The organism is Actinomyces sp. Z16 (genome assembly GCF_003111765.1).
GTDB classification, from domain to species: domain Bacteria; phylum Actinomycetota; class Actinomycetes; order Actinomycetales; family Actinomycetaceae; genus Actinomyces; species Actinomyces glycerinitolerans.
The window spans coordinates 2,040,665-2,057,327 of the sequence record NZ_CP027862.1 but is presented as its reverse complement, the minus strand read 5'-3'; the positions used below and the strand labels follow the sequence as shown (position 1 = coordinate 2,057,327).

Here is a 16,663-nt window from a genome sequence, read left to right as displayed (position 1 = left end):
TTTCTCTGGGGTCAAGGCGATTCGATGTTGATCAGGCCGGCGACGAGGGCACGAGCCGTCGTTTCGCAGCGCCCTGGTTCGGGCAGGTCTTCTGGCATGAGCGCGGCGGTGAGCGTGGCGCCGTGCAGGAATGTCGTGATGGTGAAGCGGGCGATGTCAAGCGGAACGCGCAGCCGCGGCTCGCAGGTGGCCAGGAGCCGGACGATCTGCTCCGACCACTGTGCGAGGGACGCCGTTTTCTGCTCCAGTCCGGACTTGACCGCCGGTGCTTGGGACGCTACAAGGACCGTGACGACGGCGAGCTCGCGGAAGTCGGTGTCCTCACGGAGCCTGCGCAGGTAGTCCGCCAGGAACGTCGTGAGCCGCGCCTCCGGCGGTGCTGAGGTGTCTAGCACGGCCAAGAGCGCCTCACCCCGGCTGTGCCATTGTTCGGCCAGGACGGCGTCCAGCAGCTCTCGCTTGCCGGTGAAGTGGTGGTAAACGGCGCCGCGAGTCACGTTTGCGCCGCGCGCCACCTCGACGAGCGAGCAGCCCTCCCAGCCGTCCTGTGCGAAGCGGTGCAAGGCGGAGTGGATGATGGCTTTACGGGTCTCGGCGGCCTCGGCGGCGGTGCGACGCATGCTTACAGGCAACCCTGTATGTATAACTTCGTCAAGTGTCTGTGCGGCACGCAGACCGCCGGTGTGGCAACAATTGTTGCTATGTCGGTCGACGCCTTCATGCCGCTGCGCGACGTGAAGAACCACCTGTCCGAGGTCGTAAGCCAGGTGGAGCGGGAGCGCAGCCGCGTGACGATCACTCGGCGCGGGCGCCCCGCGGCAGTCGTCATCTCTGTCGATGGTCCGGAGTCGGTTGAGGAGACGCTCGACATCCTTAGCCGTCCCGCGCTAATCGAGCGGATCCGCGCAGGAGCGGATGATTTGGGTGCTCAGCGGGTGGAGACACTCGGCAAGGACGAGTTGGTCGACTCCCAGAAGGGGTGAGTCCGTGCCTTACACGCTCGCGGCCTTACACGCTCGCGCTAGGTCCGGTTGTGTAAGTGCTTGGGTGGAGGTGCGCGGTTGGGTGGCGGTGTGTGGCTGTTGAGCCTGTCGGTTGGACCGCTGTTCCCCGGTTGGACCCCTGTTCCCCGGTTGGACCGCCGTAGCCGCCGGTTACAGCGGTCCAACGGGGCGTGGGCGGTCCAACGGGGCGTGGGCGGTCCAACGGGGCGGGGGCGGTCCAACGGGGCGTGGGCGGTCCAACCGGGGCGGTGTAAGCCCCACTCGCCCCACCAGCACAAACGACTTACACAACACGACCTAGGGAAGCTCCGGTCGTCGTGGCAGGGCCGCTGCCGACGGAGATCACGTCGACGGGCACCGTCAGTAGATCTGACAACTCCTCCTCAAGTTCCAGCAGGATCAGGATGTCCGCATCTGGTGGAAAACGGACCAGCAGGTCGATGTCCGAGTCTGGGCGATCCTCGCCGCTGGTTACGGAGCCGAACGCGCCGATAACCTCGCATCCATGCGAACCGGCCAACGCGATGGCCTCTTTGCGCCCAGCGCGCAGCAGAACTGAGGGGCGCACCTGTAACGCCTTTCGCGGCCGCTCCCGTGTGTCAGCGGACGGACGACGCGCGCCGGACTCGATAGCGGCAATGAGTGGCTGGGTGACACCGGTGCGATCCGCGAGCTCGCGCTGGCTCAGCCCCGCCGCATGCCGACGGAAGCGGATCCAGTCACGTTCGGCGCGCTGCGTCACGCACACATGAAAACGCGCGTGTGATCGCCGAGCGTCTCAGCCATGCTGCAGCCCGACCGGTGTCGATGGGGTCCGGCACGTAACTTCCACCGACCTCGGCGGGTATCCGGGTTGGGGTGAGGATTCCGGGCGCGCGGGGGCGGCATCCCGATAGGATGGCGGCGACAAGCCCCATCACCTACGAAAGGTTTCCGATGTCGATCCGTCGCGTCGCCCTCCTCACCGCGGGCGGCTTCGCCCCCTGTCTGTCCGCCGCCGTAGGCGACCTCATCGAGCGCTACACCGAGGTCGCCCCCGACGTCGAGATCATCGCCTACCAGTACGGCTACCACGGCCTGCTCACCGGCAACTACGTCGTCATCGACGAGGAGGGCCGCAAGAACGCGGGCGTGCTGCGCCAGTACGGCGGCTCCCCGATCGGCAACTCCCGCGTCAAGCTCACCAACGCCAAGAACCTCGTCGAGCGCGGCCTGGTCAAGGAGGGCGTGGACCCGCTCGCCTTCGCCGCCGAGCGGCTGCGCGAGGACGGCGTCGACGTGCTGCACACCATCGGTGGAGACGACACCAACACTACCGCCGCCGACCTGGCCGCCTACCTGCGCGACCACGACTACGACCTGACCGTCGTCGGCCTGCCCAAGACCATCGACAACGACATCGTTCCGATCCGCCAGTCGCTGGGCGCCTGGACCGCCGCCGAGCAGGGCGCCGGCTTCGCCCTCAACGTCATCGGTGAGCACCGCTCCAACCCGCGCATGCTGATCGTCCACGAGTGCATGGGTCGCAACTGCGGTTACCTCACCGCCGAGACCGCCCGCCGCTACCACGAGCTGCTCAAGGACCGCCAGTGGGCCCCCTCGCTGGGCCTGACCAAGGAGCGCTGGGACGTGCACGCCGTGTTCGTGCCGGAGGCCAAGCTGGACATCGCCGCCGAGGCCGAGCGCCTCAAGGCCATCATGGACGAGCAGGGCAACGTCAACATCTTCCTGTCCGAGGGCGCCGGCGTCCCCGAGATCATCGCGGAGATGGAGGCCAAGGGTGAAGAGGTCCAGCGCGACCCCTTCGGCCACGTCAAGCTCGACACCATCAACCCCGGCCAGTGGTTCGCCCGCCAGTTCGCCGACAAGATCGGCGCCGAGAAGGTCATGGTGCAGAAGTCCGGCTACTACTCGCGTGCCGCCGCCGCCAACGAGGAGGACCTGGCCCTGATCAAGCAGATGTGCGACCTCGCCGTCGACTGCGCCCTGCGCGGCGAGCCCGGTGTCATCGGCCAGGACGAGGAGAACGGCGACCAGCTCGGCGCCATCGCCTTCGAGCGCATTGCCGGCGGCAAGCCCTTCGACATCACCCAGCAGTGGTTCGTCGACCTGATGGCCGAGCTCGGCCAGAACCTCGAGCCCGCCGCCGCCACGGACGGTGAGGCCTGAGCCGCCGGCTCATCCACAACCCAGTTAGAGGGGGCGGGCGGACGCGGGAGAACGCGTCCGCCCGCCCCCTTCTGGGCTCGCTGTGCGCAACAAGACGCCGAAGGGGAGCCCGGCCGACGGCGTGCCCTGCGTCCCACCTTTCGGCGTGACGGTTCGGCAGCGGTCCCGCACGCCTATGCTGACCCCATGATGAACGAGCTCCAGGTACCCGGCGGGGCGGCCGGCTGGCGCCAGCACCACGCCGCCCAGCAGCCCCGCTACCCGGACCCGCAGGCGCTGGCCGACGCCGCGGCCGACCTGCGCACCCGGCCGCCACTGGTGTTCGCCGGCGAGGTCGACTCGTTGCGCGAGAAGATGGTGCTGGCCTCCCAGGGGCGCGCCTTCGTGCTCATGGGCGGGGACTGCGCCGAGTCCTTCCACGACAACACCGCCGTCAACATCCGCCTGAAGCTGCAAACCATTCTGCAAATGGCGGCGGTGCTCACCTACGGCGCCTCCACCCCGGTGGTCAAGATCGGCCGCATGGCCGGCCAGTACGCCAAGCCGCGCAGCTCGGACACGGAGACCCGCGACGGTGTCACCCTGCCCTCCTACCGCGGCGACTCCGTCAACGACCACGCCTTCACCGCCGAGGCCCGTATCCCCGACCCGCAGCGCATGGTCGACGCCTACCTGCGCGCCGGCACCACCCTGAACCTGATCCGCTCCTTCACGATGGGCGGCTACGCGGACCTGCGTGAAGTCCACTCCTGGAACCGCGGCTTCACCGCGAACCCCGCCTACAAGCGCTTCGAGTCCTTCGCCGAGGAGATCGACCGGGCCATGCGCTTCATGGAGGCCGCCGGCGTCGACTTCGAAGCCCTGCGCCAGGTCGACTTCTACGCCGCGCACGAGGCGCTCCTGCTGGAGTACGAGGACGCCATGACGCGCGAGGACTCCCGCAGTGGGCGCCTTTACGACACCTCCGCCCACTTCCTGTGGGTGGGGGAGCGCACTCGCGGTGCCGACGACGCCCACGTCGCACTGCTGGCGGGCGTGCACAACCCGGTGGGCGTCAAGATCGGCCCGACGACGACCCGCGATGAGCTGCTGTCCCTGATCGACCACCTCAACCCGGATGGGGACCCCGGCCGGCTCAGCCTGATCACCCGCATGGGCGCCGACCGCATCCGCGACGTGCTGCCGCCCCTGGTGGAGATCGTCCGCGCCGACGGCCGACCGGTCACCTGGATCACCGACCCCATGCACGGCAACACCATCACCTCTGAAAACGGCTACAAGACCCGCCGCTTCGACACGATCATGGACGAGGTGCGCGGCTTCTTCGAGGTACACCGGGCGCTGGGCACCGTGCCCGCCGGCATTCACGTGGAGCTCACCGGAGACGACGTCACCGAGGTCCTCGGCGGCGGCGAGCACATTGACGAGGCCGGGCTGGCGCGCCGCTACGAGACGCTCGTGGACCCGCGGCTGAACCACCAGCAGTCCCTGGAGATGGCCTTCGAGGTGGCGGAGATGCTCCGCGGCTGAGTCGGCCCGGGCTCAGATCACGTTCACCGTCACCTGTGAGCCCTTCTCCACGCTCTGCCCGGCCGACGGGTCGGTGGAGTGAACCGTGTCGAACAAGCCGCCCATGACACGGGAGACCTGCGGGTCCAGCCCCGCGTCCTCCAGCGCGGTCACGGCCTCGCGCTCGCTCATCCCGACGACGTCGGGCACGCTCACCTTCTCCGGCCCCTTGGACACGACCACGTCCACCGCGTCGCCGTGGTGGTAGCCCTCCGCCCCCGAGGCCGGGCTGGAGGAGATGATCATTCCCGAGGCCACATCGTCGGAGTAGGCCTCCGACTGGGTGCCGAGCGTGAGCCCGGCCGCCTCCAGCGTGGTGGTGGCATCCTCCACGCTCATGCCGGTCACGTCCGGGACCGTGGCGGGCTGGCGCCCCAGGGACACGACGATCGCCACGGCGGAGGAGTGATCCACCGTGCTGCCCGACTGCGGCTCGCAGGAAATCACCATGCCGGAGGCGACGTCGTCGGAGTAGGTCTTGGTCACCGCCCCGAGCGTGAGGCCCGCGTCCACGATCGCGCTGGTGGCGTCCTCCTGAGTGGAGCCGACGACGTCGGGCACGACCTTCTGCTCAATGCCGCGGGATATCACCGGCGTCACCGCCTGGCCGGGGTGCAGTCGGGTGTCGGCGCCGGGGGAGCAGGAAATCACCGAGTCCGCGGGCACCGTGTCGGAGTAGGCGCGGGTGGGGGCGCCCCACACCAGTCCGGCCGCCTCGACCGCATCCTGCGCGTCCTGTGCGCTCATCCCCACGATCTGCGGCACCGGGACGGTGCGGCCGGGGCCGGCCGTGAGGTACCAGGCGCCCCCGCTTCCGGCCGCCGCCAGCAGCAGTGCGGCGGCGATCACGGCGCGTCGGCGCGGGCGCCGCGCGGAGTGGCGGGCCACCGGTTGCGTGTTCTGCGTGTCCGCGCCGCGGGACAGCCGACTGCGGTCCAGGGCGCGCGTGGTGCCGTCCCGGCCGCCGGCCGCCCCGTCCGGGGCGATGGAACCGATGGGCAGGGAGACGGTGCGCAGCCCGGCGCCCGGGGTGGCCGCGTCGGCGGCGGCCTCGGCGGCGTCCGCATCGGATTCGGTGCCGTCGGTGACCAGCATCGCGGTGCGGGCCGCTTCGGCGTTAGCGGCCAGCACCTCCTGGGTGCGCACCGAGCCGGTGGCGCCGCCGCGCTTGACGGCCAACTCCGCCTCGCTCAGGGTGGAGACGATCTGCCGCAGTCGGTCCAGGGCGGCGTCGGCGTCGTCCAGCCGGGAGTGCGGATCGCGGCGCGTCATCGCCGCGACCAGCTCGTCCACGCTCTCGGGCAGGTCGGGTACCCGCAGCGAGGGGGCGGGAATGTCCTCGTGCACGTTGCGGAAGGCGATCTGGATGGGTGTGTCCGCCTCGAAGGGCTGGACGCCGGTGAGCAGCTCATACAGGATCACGCCGACGGAGAAGACGTCGGCGCAGGGGGCGGAGGAGCCGGTGGTGATCAACTCTGGCGCCAGGTAGGCGACCGTGCCCAGCACGTTCCCGGTGGTGGTCTGGGCGACCTCGGTGACGGCGCGGGCCAACCCGAAGTCGGCGACCTTGGCGACCGAGCCGTCGGCGGGCAGCAGCACGTTCTCCGGCTTGACGTCGCGGTGGACCAGGCCGGCGCGGTGAGCCGCCCCCAGCGGCCCCAGGATCTGGGCGGTCAGCCCGAGCGCCTCACGCACGGTCAACGGACCGGAGGCGATCAGGTCGCGCAGATTGGGGCCCTCCACCAGTTCCATCACCAGATAGGCGATGCCGTCCAGGCTGCCCTGGTCGTAGACGGCCACGACCCCCGGGTTGGACAACCGCGCCGCCGCGCGGGCCTCGCGGCGGAACCGGGCCACGAAGTCCGGGGAGTCCGCCAGGTGCGGGTGCATGAGCTTGAGGGCCACCATGCGGTCCAGGCGGCGGTCATGCGCCCGGTAGATGGTGGCCATGCCCCCACGGGCCACGCGGTCGACGATCTCGTAGCGAGCGTCGACCAGCCGGCCGATGAGAGGATCCTTGGTCACGTAGCCGAGTGTACGGGGCTCGCACGCCCCGGTGCGTCAGGGGCCGCCGCGCCCGCAGTCAGCTGCGGCGGGCGGTCAGCATTTCTGCCAGCCCCAACAGGGTGCGCCGCGAACGCTCCGGCAGGGCGCCCGGGGCGGCCTCCAGCGCGGCGAGGCCGGTGGCGGTGTGGGCGGCGATCTCATCCTCATGCGCGTTCAAGGCCCCACAGTCGCGGATCAGTGCGGCGGCCGCCGCCAAGTCCGCGGCCGTGGCGGCCTCGTCCCCGGCCAGCACCCGGGTCAACAGCTTCCGGCCCGCGTTGTTGCAGCGCTGCCAGGCCAGGGCCACCAGCACCGTCCGTTTGCCCTCGCGCAGGTCGTCACCGGCCGGCTTACCGGTCAGGGCCGGGTCGCCGAATACGCCCAGCACGTCGTCGCGCAGCTGGAAGGCGATCCCGATCTCCTCACCGAATACCTCCAGGGCGGTCAACAACTCGCCATGGGGGGCCACGCCGGCCAGCAGCGCCCCCACCTGCAGCGGATACATCACCGAGTAGCGCGCCGACTTGTGGCGTATCACCTCCAGTGCGGCCTCCCGCATGGCGGCACCCGCCGCCACCGGTCGGTCCGTCGGGGCCGGCAGGGGCATCACCTCCTGGTGCACGTCCAGGAACTGGCCGACGGCGACCTCCGCCGTCATGGCGTCGAAGGCGTCCCGGGCGGCCCGTGCCGCGCCGCGCTCGCAGCCGGCCGTCGCCTGGCCCAGTTGTGCGGTGGCGGCCGACATGAGCAGGTCTCCCAGGAGAATCGCGGCACTGACGCCGTAGACGTCGGCCGAGCCGGTCCAGCCGGCCCGACGGTGACGGGCCGCGTAACGACGGTGTGCGGCCGGCTGGCCACGGCGGGTGTCGGCGGCGTCGATGACGTCGTCGTGTACGAGCGCGCTCGCCTGGTACAGCTCCAGGGCGGCGCCCAGCCGGGCCGCGGTCGGGCCGGCCGCCACGGCGGCGGGGTCGGCGTCTCCTCCCGCCAGGGTCAATCCCACTGCGCCCAGAACCGCCCGCATTCGCTTCCCGCCCGCCAGGGCCGTGGCGGCTGCCTCGAGCAGCTCATCGGTTACGGCGGGGGAGTCTTGCCACTGGGCGCGCAGCCGGGCCAGCACCTCATCCAGGCGGGCATCGACGGCGCCGCGCACGAGCGGCAGCAGGGCGTCCACGTCGGTCATGCGCACAGGCTAGATGATCGGGCTCGGGAATAGACACGGCGTCCGCATCGTTGCTCTTCGCGCTGGTAGTGGTAGCCGGATCTCGTGTGAAGTCCTCGCGTTAGGCGCGTGCGCCTGTGAGACCATTTGGGTTCTCGCGTAAACTTCGCCGAGGCTCCATGCACCGCTCCGGCCGAACCGTCTGCTCCGCGAAAGGAAATCCGTGGCTACTTCCACAGTTGCTCCTGCTCCCACCACCGCGCGGGAGCGTGTCGAATTCGCCGACGACGTTGACGAGGCCCTGGAGGAGAAGCAGGACGTCGATCTGGACGACCTCGACGAGGATGAGGACCTCGCGCAGGACGAGGACGACGACCTGGTGGAGGACGACGTCGACGCGGATGACGTGGACTCGGAGGACGACGACGAGCCGGAGGACTCCGAGGACGAGGGCGACGACGAGCCGGAGGCCGCGGCCCCCGCCCCCGAGCTGCGCGACTACTACCTGGACGTGTCCCTGGAGGAGAACGGCGACGGCACCAAGCGCCACCCCTTCAACACCCCCGCCGCCCTGAAGGACGTGCGACTGGCGCCCGGCGCCACGCTGTTCGTGCGCAGCCGCACCGTCGTGGAGGGCCTGGAGATCAACGGCGACGGCACCCTGGAGGATCCGATCACCCTGGCCCCCTACGGGCACGGCCCCGTGCCGCGCTTCGTCATCCCCGGTGAGGAGGAGCCCGTCGTCGCCCGCGAGTTCCTGACCCAGAACGGCTACATCTTCCGCGGCTGGATCATCAAGGGCATCAAGATGAACCCCTCCATCGCCGCCCTGACCGGCGAACTGGACCGTATCCGCCGGGAGGAGGCGGAGAAGGCCGCCAACAAGAAGTCGCGGAAGTCCAAGGGTGAAAAGGGCAAGGACGGCTCCTTCACGGTCTCCGACTCCGATGAGGGCGACGAGCCCGCACAGAAGGTCGTCACCGCCGGCGCCACCGCCGACCCCGTCAAGGACTACCTCAAGCAGATCGGTAAGGTCGCGCTCCTCAACGCCGCGCAGGAGGTCGAGCTCGCCAAGCGCATCGAGGCGGGCCTGTACGCCGAGCACCTGCTGGCCACCGAGGGCAACGACATGGATGCCAAGTACCGCCGCGAGTTGCACTGGGTGGCCCAGGACGGTCAGCGCGCCAAGAACCACCTGCTGGAGGCGAACCTGCGCCTGGTCGTCTCCCTGGCCAAGCGCTACACCGGCCGCGGCATGCTCTTCCTGGACCTGATCCAGGAGGGCAACCTGGGCCTGATCCGCGCCGTGGAGAAGTTCGACTACACCAAGGGCTACAAGTTCTCCACCTACGCCACCTGGTGGATCCGCCAGGCCATCACCCGCGCCATGGCGGACCAGGCGCGCACCATCCGCATCCCCGTCCACATGGTCGAGGTCATCAACAAGCTCGCCCGTGTCCAGCGGCAGATGCTGCAGGACCTGGGCCGCGAGCCCACTCCGGAGGAGCTCGCCGTCGAACTGGACATGACCCCGGAGAAGGTCGTTGAGGTGCAGAAGTACGGGCGCGAGCCCATCTCCCTGCACACCCCGCTTGGTGAGGACGGGGACAGCGAGTTCGGTGACCTGATCGAGGACTCCGAGGCGGTTGTCCCCGCGGACGCCGTCAGCTTCACGCTGCTGCAGGAGCAGCTGCACGCCGTCCTGGATACCCTGTCCGAGCGGGAGGCGGGCGTGGTCTCCATGCGCTTCGGCCTGACCGACGGTCAGCCCAAGACGCTGGACGAGATCGGCAAGGTCTATGGGGTGACCCGCGAGCGTATAAGGCAGATAGAGTCCAAGACCATGAGCAAGCTGCGTCACCCCAGCCGCTCCCAGGTGCTGCGCGACTATCTGGACGACTGAGGCGACGGCAAGCCCTCATTCCTACACGGCTCGGCCGCCCCGGAACTGACCGGTTCCGGGGCGGCTTAGCAGGGTCGGCTGCGTCGAAGTTCCTCATCGCGGGGTATCGGCCAGTTGTTTGCCAGCAGTATCGTGATTTGGGCAGCGGGGTGAGACTGAGCCCACGTGATTGGAGTCTTGCCGCTTGGTAGTATCAACCGCATCTGGCTTCGGGAGGTGAACACCATGACCACGGTCTTCGACGTCGCAACAGAGTTGATTGAGCGCAGTGGAGGCTCGATTGAGACTGTGAAGCTGCAGAAGCTCTGTTTCTACGCCTTCGGTTGGTACGCACATCTGACAGGCGAGCCACTGTTCGGCGAGACCTTCTACGCCATGCCTAAGGGGCCGGTAGTTGGCGAGCTGCTCAGTGCCCATGCCGGAAAGGCGCATGCTGACCTCTCCATGATCGAGGACCAGCGCAAGGAGCGTGAGGACGACCGGGACGAGCTGGACGCGTACAAGACGGCCGTTCTGGACGCCGTCTGGTCGGCGTATGGTGGCAAAACGAGTCGGGATCTCGTCGAACTCACGCACGAGGAGTCTGTTTGGGATGATGCCTGGAAGGCGCGGCCTACAGGTACGAAGCGCGGCGATCTGACGCGTGCGGACATGATTGCTTACTTTCTCGGTCGCACGCCGAAGTCGGACGAGACGCTTGACGGGCTGCCTCCCGCGATGGTCTTACCCGCCTCGGCAACAGAACTGGCTGCTATTGAATCCCGAGCAGAGGTGCATCGCCCCTTCGTTGATGCGGTACGTGCCTTCCGCTTTGCGTCATGAATCACAACCGCTTGACTGGCTTTCTTTCCAGTAAGGGGCTGAGCCTTCGGAAGATGGACGACAATCATTACGTCGATTTCTTCAGTTGCGGGCGCGACGACAAGATGGACCGGTGGTTAAGTGACACTGCGTTGAAATGGCAGCGTGAAGACATGTGCGCGGTGTGGGTGCTCTCTCCGGCTAGTGATGATACCGATGTATGGGGCTTCTTCACGCTCAGCGCCCACCAGATCATCCCGAGTAACGTGGCCAAGACGGATAAGGCGTTCGTAGGTTCCAACAGGGAGTGGGTGTATAACCTGAACAATCCCTTCCCGGCTCAGTTGCTTGGTAAGTTCGCCCTTGATCGGGGTCATCAGGGCAGGGGTTTGGGTGAAGTTCTGATGCTCTGTGCGTACGCCAAGCACGTGGAGGCGGCTGATATTGCGGGGAGCAAGTTCCTCGTGCTGGATGTACGGGACGACAAGTTGGTGTCTTACTACCAGGACCGCTACGGCTTCGTTCGATCCAGCCGTGTAAATGGTGGTGCGCAGATGTACCGACCTACGTGGGTGATCCGAAAGGAGCTCGAAGAAGCTCTTGCGTGAGTTTCGGCCCTTCTACTGATGAGAAAGCTGAGCGCTTAGTCTGCGGAGGGGAACGAGAGCTAGCCCCTGGGGTGCTTCATAATCTGACTAGGACCGCTCAATGTTGGCCAAGGATCGCATGACGTGCGTGAGCGGCGTGTCGTTTGCTATCGTTGTGCCCACGACACGGGGTGCCGCAAGGCTGAGAACAAACCCGTTGAACCTGTTCAGATAATGCTGACGAAGGGATGTCGCATGGCGCAGCACGTGTCCGTCAACACCCAACCGAACGAGCCCCCGCCACAGTCGACGGGGCCGGCGGCCGCGGCGCCGTCTCCGGGACCCGCGGCCGTGCTGGAGTCCCTGCGCGCCGAGGGCCCCCTGGTCGCCTGCATCACCAATGCGGTGGTCACGAACTTCACCGCCAATGTGCTGCTGGCCGCCGGGGCCGCCCCCGCCATGGTCGACGTCACCGGGGAGGCCGGGCCCTTCGCCTCCGCCGCCTCCGCCCTGCTGATCAACCTGGGCACACCCCAGCCCGAGCAGCGTGCCGCCGCCGTGGAGGCCGCCACCGCCGCGCGGATGGCGGGCGTGCCCTGGGTGCTCGACCCGGTCGCCGTCGGCACCCTGGTGCACCGCACCGCCCTGGCCCAACGGCTCCTGGAGGAACGCCCCACGGTCATCCGCGGCAACGCCTCGGAGATCATCGCCCTGGCCGGCGCCGGTGCGGGCGGCCGCGGGGTGGAGACAACCGCCGCCGTGGAGACCGCCCTGGACGCCGCCCGGTCGCTCGCGGCGCGCACCGGCGCCGTGGTGGCGATATCCGGGCCCGTGGATGCCGTCGTCGACGGTGCACGCGTGAGCCGGGTGGGCGGCGGCTCCGTACTGCTGACCCGCGTCACCGGCGGCGGCTGCGCCCTGGGCGCGCTGGCGGCGGGCTTCCTAGCCGCCGGGACCGCCATCGGGACCGACGCCTTCGCGGCGACCGTCGCCTGTCACGCCGCCTACAGTGCCGCCGCCGAGATCGCCGCGGCAACGGCCGCGGGCCCAGGCTCCTTCCCGCCCGCATTCCTCGACGCCCTGTACGCCCTGGACGCCGACGACGTCGCCAGGATTCCGATCTCATGAGGCCCGCCCCCGACCTGCGGGTCTACCTGGTCACCGACGCCGCCCAGTGCCGCGCGCGCGGCCGCACCGTCACCGACACGGTCAGGGCCGCCGTGGCCGGCGGCGCCACCTGCGTGCAGGTGCGTGCCAAAGACGCAGACGGCGCCGATTTCCTCGCCCAGGTCTGCGACGTCGCCAACGCCGTCGGTGAGCTGGTCCCGGTACTCGTAAACGACCGGGTCGACGTGTACCTGGCCGCCCGCCGCCTGGGGGCGCCGGTGGCGGGCGTGCACGTGGGCCAGCGCGACCTGCCCGCCACCGTGGTGCGCGAGCTCATCGGCGACGACGCCTACCTGGGCCTGTCCGCGGCCAACCCGGAGGCACTTTCCGCGGCGGCAGCGGAGGGCGCCTGCGACCACGTGGGCGTCGGCGCGGTACGTGCCACCGCCACCAAGGCCGACGCGCCCACAGGCATCGGCACCGACGGCGTCAGCCGCCTGGCGGCCGACATTGCGCTGCCATGCGTGGCCATCGGCGGCATTACGCCCGCCGACCTGCCCGCTCTGCGCGCCGGGGGACTGGCCGGGGCCGCCGTCGTCTCCGCGATCTGCCTGGCGGACGATCCGCGCGCCGCCGCCCGGCGGCTGCGCCGGGCCTGGGAGGCCGCGCGATGAACACACCGATCCCCAAGGCACTGACCATCGCCGGCTCCGACCCCTCCGGGGGCGCCGGCGTCCAGGCGGACCTGAAGACCATGGGGGCGCTCGGCACCTACGGCATGAGCGTGGTCACGGCACTGACCGCCCAGTCCACGCGCGGAGTCGCCGGAGTGCGGGCCGTGCCCGTGGACTTCGTGCGCCTGCAGCTGGACGCCCTGCTGGCGGACATCACCCCCGACGCCACCAAGGTCGGCATGCTCGCCACCGCCGAACTGGCCGAGGCGGTGGGAGAGTACCTGCCCGACCTGGCCAACACCGTCCTGGACCCGGTGATGGTGGCCACCTCCGGGGACCGGCTGCTCGATGCCGAGGCCATCGGCGCCGTCAGGCGCCTGTGCGCGCGTGCGGACCTGATCACCCCGAACCTGGACGAGGCCGCCGCCCTGCTGGACCGTTCACCGGCCGCGAGCACCGATGCGATGCGCCGCCAGGCGGAGCTCCTATTGGACGCCGGTGCCCGCCGGGTGCTGCTGAAGGGCGGGCACCTCGGCGCGGACGCCACCGACGTGTATGCGGATGCGGACGGCACGCTGCTGCTGCCCGGCCGCCACGTGGACACCCGCAACACGCACGGCACGGGCTGCACGCTCTCCGCGGCGATTGCGGCGCTGCGCCCGCAGCGGGAGAGCTGGATAACGGCGGTAAGGGATGCCAAGGGCTACCTGACCGGAGCCCTCACGCACGCCGACGCGCTCGGCGTCGGCCACGGGCACGGCCCCGTGCACCACTACTACGCCCTCTGGCCGAGTCGGCCAGAGGGCGTAGGCAGCAGGCTGAGGCAGGCCGGCGGGTGAGCCGGTCGTCGCCAATCGGTTAGTCGACCTCGTCGGAGCGGGTCAGGCGGTCGGACTCGTCCTGGATGAACAGGGCCTGGCGCTCCAGGGCGTCCCGGTGGGCGTGGCCGTGGTGGGCGCAGAACAGCAGCTCGCCGGAGGCGAGGACCACGCGCAGGTAAGCCTGTGCGCCGCAGACGTCGCAACGATCGGCCGTGGTGAGCGGACGCGTCTCGGTCGCCGCGGTGGGGCCGGTGGCCTGTTCGGGCGCGGTCGTCGGATCGGCGACCGTGGGGGAGATTGGAGTTGTCGTGCTCATGGCTCGATTCCACCACCACCGGGAGCCCACGCCAACGCCGTCGGGCGGTTTTCCGCCCCGGGCGCACCGCCTGCGCCCACGGCGAACGGCGGGAATCAGCGGCGGCCCCGATCCTCCGGCTACGGGCGAAGACCACACCTCCGGCGACGGCGCGGGATGCCTGACCCGCCCCAACAATCGGCTAAATTCGGCCCGTGCCAGATTCTTCCCAGTCCTACTCAGCCCGCCACCTCTCAGTTCTTGAGGGGCTCGAGGCGGTGCGCAAGCGCCCTGGCATGTACATCGGCTCCACCGATCAGCGGGGCCTGATGCACTGCGTTTGGGAGATCATCGACAACGGCGTGGACGAGGCCCTGGAGGGCTACGGGGACCGCATCGCCGTCGTCGTGCATGCCGACGGCTCCATCGAGGTGCGTGACACCGGGCGGGGCGTGCCCGTGGACGTCGAGCCCTCCTCCGGGCTGACCGGTGTCGAGTTGGTCTACACCAAGTTGCACGCCGGCGGAAAGTTCGGCGGCGGCTCCTACGGCTCCGCGGGTGGCCTGCACGGGGTGGGCGCCAGCGTGGTCAACGCCCTGTCCGCCCGCATGGACGTGGAGGTGGACCGCGGCGGCAAGACCTACGCCATGAGCTTCAGACGGGGCGTGCCCGGTGTCTTCACCGACACCGCCGCGGGCCCCACCCCGGACGCTCCCTTCGCGGAATACACCGAGGCCTCCCAGTTGCGCGTGATCGGCAAGGTGCGCCGCGGCGTCACCGGCACCCGGGTGCGCTACTGGGCCGACCCCGAGATCTTCCCCGCTCCCGCGCAGTACGACGTCACCGCTCTGCGGGCCCGACTGCGGCAGACCAGCTTCCTGGTGCCCGGGCTCACCCTCACCCTCACCGACGAGCGCGACCCGGAGGCGATCGCCGCCACCGCCAGTGGTGCCGCCGACGACCCGGCCTTGAGCGTCAAGGGTGGGACGAGCCCCGGCCGGGCGACAAGGGCGGATAAAACAGGCAAGTCGGCCAGGTCCGCGCGCGGCGCCAATGACCTGTTCACCGCCGGCGCCGAGGATGAGGGGGCAGAGGTCTTCCACGCCGAGGGCGGCACCGCCGACTTCGTCGACTTCCTGGCCACCGACGGATCCGTAACCGACACCTTCCGCCTGACCGGCGAGGGCACCTACACCGAGACCGTGCAGCAGCTCGACAAGCGCACCGGCCACCTGCGGCCCACCGAGGTCGAACGCACCTGCACCGTCGACGTGGCCCTGCGCTGGGGCATCGGCTACGACACCACCGAGCGCTCCTTCGTCAACATCATCGCCACCCCCATGGGCGGCACCCACCTGACCGGCTTCGAGCAGGCCGTCACCAAGGTGCTGCGCAAGCAGATCGACGCCAACTCCCGCGCCCTGAAGGTCACCAGTCGCGACGGGCGTATCGAGAAGGACGACATCCTCGCCGGGCTCACCGCCGTCATCACCGTGCGTGTACCCGAACCCCAGTTCGAGGGGCAGACCAAGGAGGTGCTCGGCACCGCTCCCGTGCGGCAGATCGTCGCCAAGGTGGTGGAGAAGGAACTCACCGCCCTGCTGACCTCCTCCAAGCGGGACCTGAAGACGCAGTCGCGCGCCCTGCAGGAGAAGATCGTCGGGGAGATGCGCGCCCGCGTGTCCGCCCGCATGCACAAGGAGATCACCCGCCGCAAGACGGCTCTGGAGACCTCCACCCTGCCCGCCAAGCTGGCGGACTGCCGCTCCGACGACGTCGCCTCCTCCGAGCTGTTCATCGTTGAGGGGGACTCCGCCCTGGGCACCGCCAAGAACGCCCGCAACAGCGAGTTCCAGGCGCTGCTGCCCATCCGCGGCAAGATCCTCAACGTCCAGAAGGCCTCCCAGGCGGACATGCTGCGCAACGCCGAGTGTTCCGCCATCATCCAGGTGGTCGGGGCCGGCTCCGGGCGCACCTTCGACCTGGACGCCGCCCGCTACGGCAAGGTCATCCTCATGACCGACGCCGACGTCGACGGCGCCCACATCCGCACCCTGCTGCTCACCCTCTTCTTCCGCTACATGCGCCCCATGATCGAGGCCGGCCGGGTCTTCGCCGCCGTCCCCCCGCTGCACCGCATCGAGGTTTCCGCTCAGGGCCGGCGCAAGCGCGAGGTCATCTACACCTACTCCGACGAGGAGCTGGTCACCACCCTGCGCAAGCTGGAGAAGCAGGGTCGTAGCTTCAAGGAGCCGCAGCGCTACAAGGGCCTGGGGGAGATGGACGCCCACCAGCTGGCCGAGACCACCATGGAGCCCGAGCACCGCACCCTGCGGCGCATCACCCTGGGCGATGAGGCCGAGCTGCTTGAGGCGGAGAACGTGTTCGAGCTGCTCATGGGTTCCAGCGTGGAGCCGCGGCGCGACTTCATCATCGAGGGCGCCGCCGAGGTCGACCGCGAACGCATCGACGCCTGAGCCATTTGCCCGTACCCTTAATGTCGGCCCGGTCCCGTCGAAGGAGAC

General features: G+C 69.4%; 15 protein-coding genes and 1 riboswitch. Of the genes, 10 read left to right on the top strand and 5 right to left on the bottom strand.

Annotation, left to right across the window (positions count from 1 at the left end):
* Positions 1-11: 11 nt before the first annotated feature.
* Entirely contained in the window at positions 12-620 is a 609-nt protein-coding gene (locus C3B71_RS08520) for a TetR/AcrR family transcriptional regulator (RefSeq protein ID WP_108967392.1), read from the bottom strand.
* Positions 621-701: 81 nt separating this feature from the next.
* Between C3B71_RS08520 and C3B71_RS08515 the strand changes: the two genes are divergently transcribed.
* Entirely contained in the window at positions 702-983 is a 282-nt protein-coding gene (locus C3B71_RS08515; RefSeq protein ID WP_199912482.1) for a type II toxin-antitoxin system Phd/YefM family antitoxin, read from the top strand.
* Between the two features lie 304 nt (positions 984-1,287).
* Here C3B71_RS08515 and C3B71_RS08510 read toward each other — a convergent pair whose 3' ends face one another.
* Complete coding sequence (locus C3B71_RS08510; protein WP_108969722.1) at positions 1,288-1,746, bottom strand: helix-turn-helix domain-containing protein; 459 nt, start codon at positions 1,744-1,746, stop codon at positions 1,288-1,290.
* Between the two features lie 194 nt (positions 1,747-1,940).
* Here C3B71_RS08510 and C3B71_RS08505 point away from each other — a divergent pair, with 194 nt between their 5' ends.
* Positions 1,941-3,173 (top strand): pyrophosphate--fructose-6-phosphate 1-phosphotransferase, encoded by a 1,233-nt coding sequence (locus C3B71_RS08505; protein ID WP_073331636.1) that lies wholly within the window; start codon positions 1,941-1,943, stop codon positions 3,171-3,173.
* Positions 3,174-3,359: 186 nt separating this feature from the next.
* Positions 3,360-4,703, top strand: a complete 1,344-nt coding sequence (locus tag C3B71_RS08500) for a class II 3-deoxy-7-phosphoheptulonate synthase (RefSeq protein WP_108967389.1) — start codon at positions 3,360-3,362, stop codon at positions 4,701-4,703.
* A gap of 12 nt (positions 4,704-4,715) precedes the next feature.
* Here C3B71_RS08500 and pknB read toward each other — a convergent pair whose 3' ends face one another.
* Positions 4,716-6,767 carry a Stk1 family PASTA domain-containing Ser/Thr kinase gene (pknB, locus tag C3B71_RS08495; protein WP_108967387.1) on the bottom strand — a complete coding sequence of 684 codons (2,052 nt, stop codon included), beginning with the start codon at positions 6,765-6,767 and terminating at the stop codon, positions 4,716-4,718.
* 58 nt (positions 6,768-6,825) lie between these two features.
* Complete coding sequence (locus tag C3B71_RS08490) at positions 6,826-7,971, bottom strand: polyprenyl synthetase family protein (protein ID WP_108967385.1); 1,146 nt, start codon at positions 7,969-7,971, stop codon at positions 6,826-6,828.
* A 202-nt stretch (positions 7,972-8,173) separates the two neighbouring features.
* On the opposite strand from C3B71_RS08490, the gene C3B71_RS16455 reads away from it, so the two are divergent.
* The 6 genes from C3B71_RS16455 to thiD all read left to right on the top strand — a co-directional run bounded on the left by C3B71_RS16455 (position 8,174) and on the right by thiD (position 13,861).
* Positions 8,174-9,853 (top strand): RNA polymerase sigma factor, encoded by a 1,680-nt coding sequence (locus C3B71_RS16455; protein ID WP_073331645.1) that lies wholly within the window; start codon positions 8,174-8,176, stop codon positions 9,851-9,853.
* Positions 9,854-10,078: 225 nt separating this feature from the next.
* Complete coding sequence (locus tag C3B71_RS08480) at positions 10,079-10,675, top strand: Panacea domain-containing protein (protein WP_146750789.1); 597 nt, start codon at positions 10,079-10,081, stop codon at positions 10,673-10,675.
* Entirely contained in the window at positions 10,672-11,262 is a 591-nt protein-coding gene (locus tag C3B71_RS08475; RefSeq protein ID WP_146750790.1) for a GNAT family N-acetyltransferase, read from the top strand. Before C3B71_RS08480 ends, C3B71_RS08475 begins: the two co-directional genes overlap by 4 nt.
* 156 nt (positions 11,263-11,418) lie before the next feature.
* A riboswitch (TPP riboswitch) is annotated at positions 11,419-11,507 on the top strand.
* Positions 11,497-12,369: a hydroxyethylthiazole kinase gene (gene thiM, locus C3B71_RS08470; RefSeq protein ID WP_108967378.1), complete on the top strand. Its 873-nt coding sequence runs from the start codon at positions 11,497-11,499 to the stop codon at positions 12,367-12,369. Its footprint overlaps the riboswitch before it by 11 nt.
* Entirely contained in the window at positions 12,366-13,022 is a 657-nt protein-coding gene (gene thiE, locus C3B71_RS08465) for a thiamine phosphate synthase (RefSeq protein WP_073331648.1), read from the top strand. Before thiM ends, thiE begins: the two co-directional genes overlap by 4 nt.
* Positions 13,019-13,861 (top strand): bifunctional hydroxymethylpyrimidine kinase/phosphomethylpyrimidine kinase, encoded by an 843-nt coding sequence (thiD, locus tag C3B71_RS08460; RefSeq protein ID WP_108967376.1) that lies wholly within the window; start codon positions 13,019-13,021, stop codon positions 13,859-13,861. Before thiE ends, thiD begins: the two co-directional genes overlap by 4 nt.
* Positions 13,862-13,880: 19 nt before the next feature.
* Here the strand turns inward: thiD and C3B71_RS08455 are convergent, their stop codons facing one another.
* Positions 13,881-14,159: a DUF7455 domain-containing protein gene (locus C3B71_RS08455; RefSeq protein WP_073331654.1), complete on the bottom strand. Its 279-nt coding sequence runs from the start codon at positions 14,157-14,159 to the stop codon at positions 13,881-13,883.
* 194 nt (positions 14,160-14,353) lie between these two features.
* On the opposite strand from C3B71_RS08455, the gene C3B71_RS08450 reads away from it, so the two are divergent.
* The gene (locus C3B71_RS08450) at positions 14,354-16,615 is read left to right on the top strand and encodes a DNA gyrase/topoisomerase IV subunit B (RefSeq protein WP_234415854.1); all 2,262 of its coding nucleotides are present in this window, start codon (positions 14,354-14,356) and stop codon (positions 16,613-16,615) included.
* The last annotated feature ends 48 nt before the right edge of the window (positions 16,616-16,663 follow it).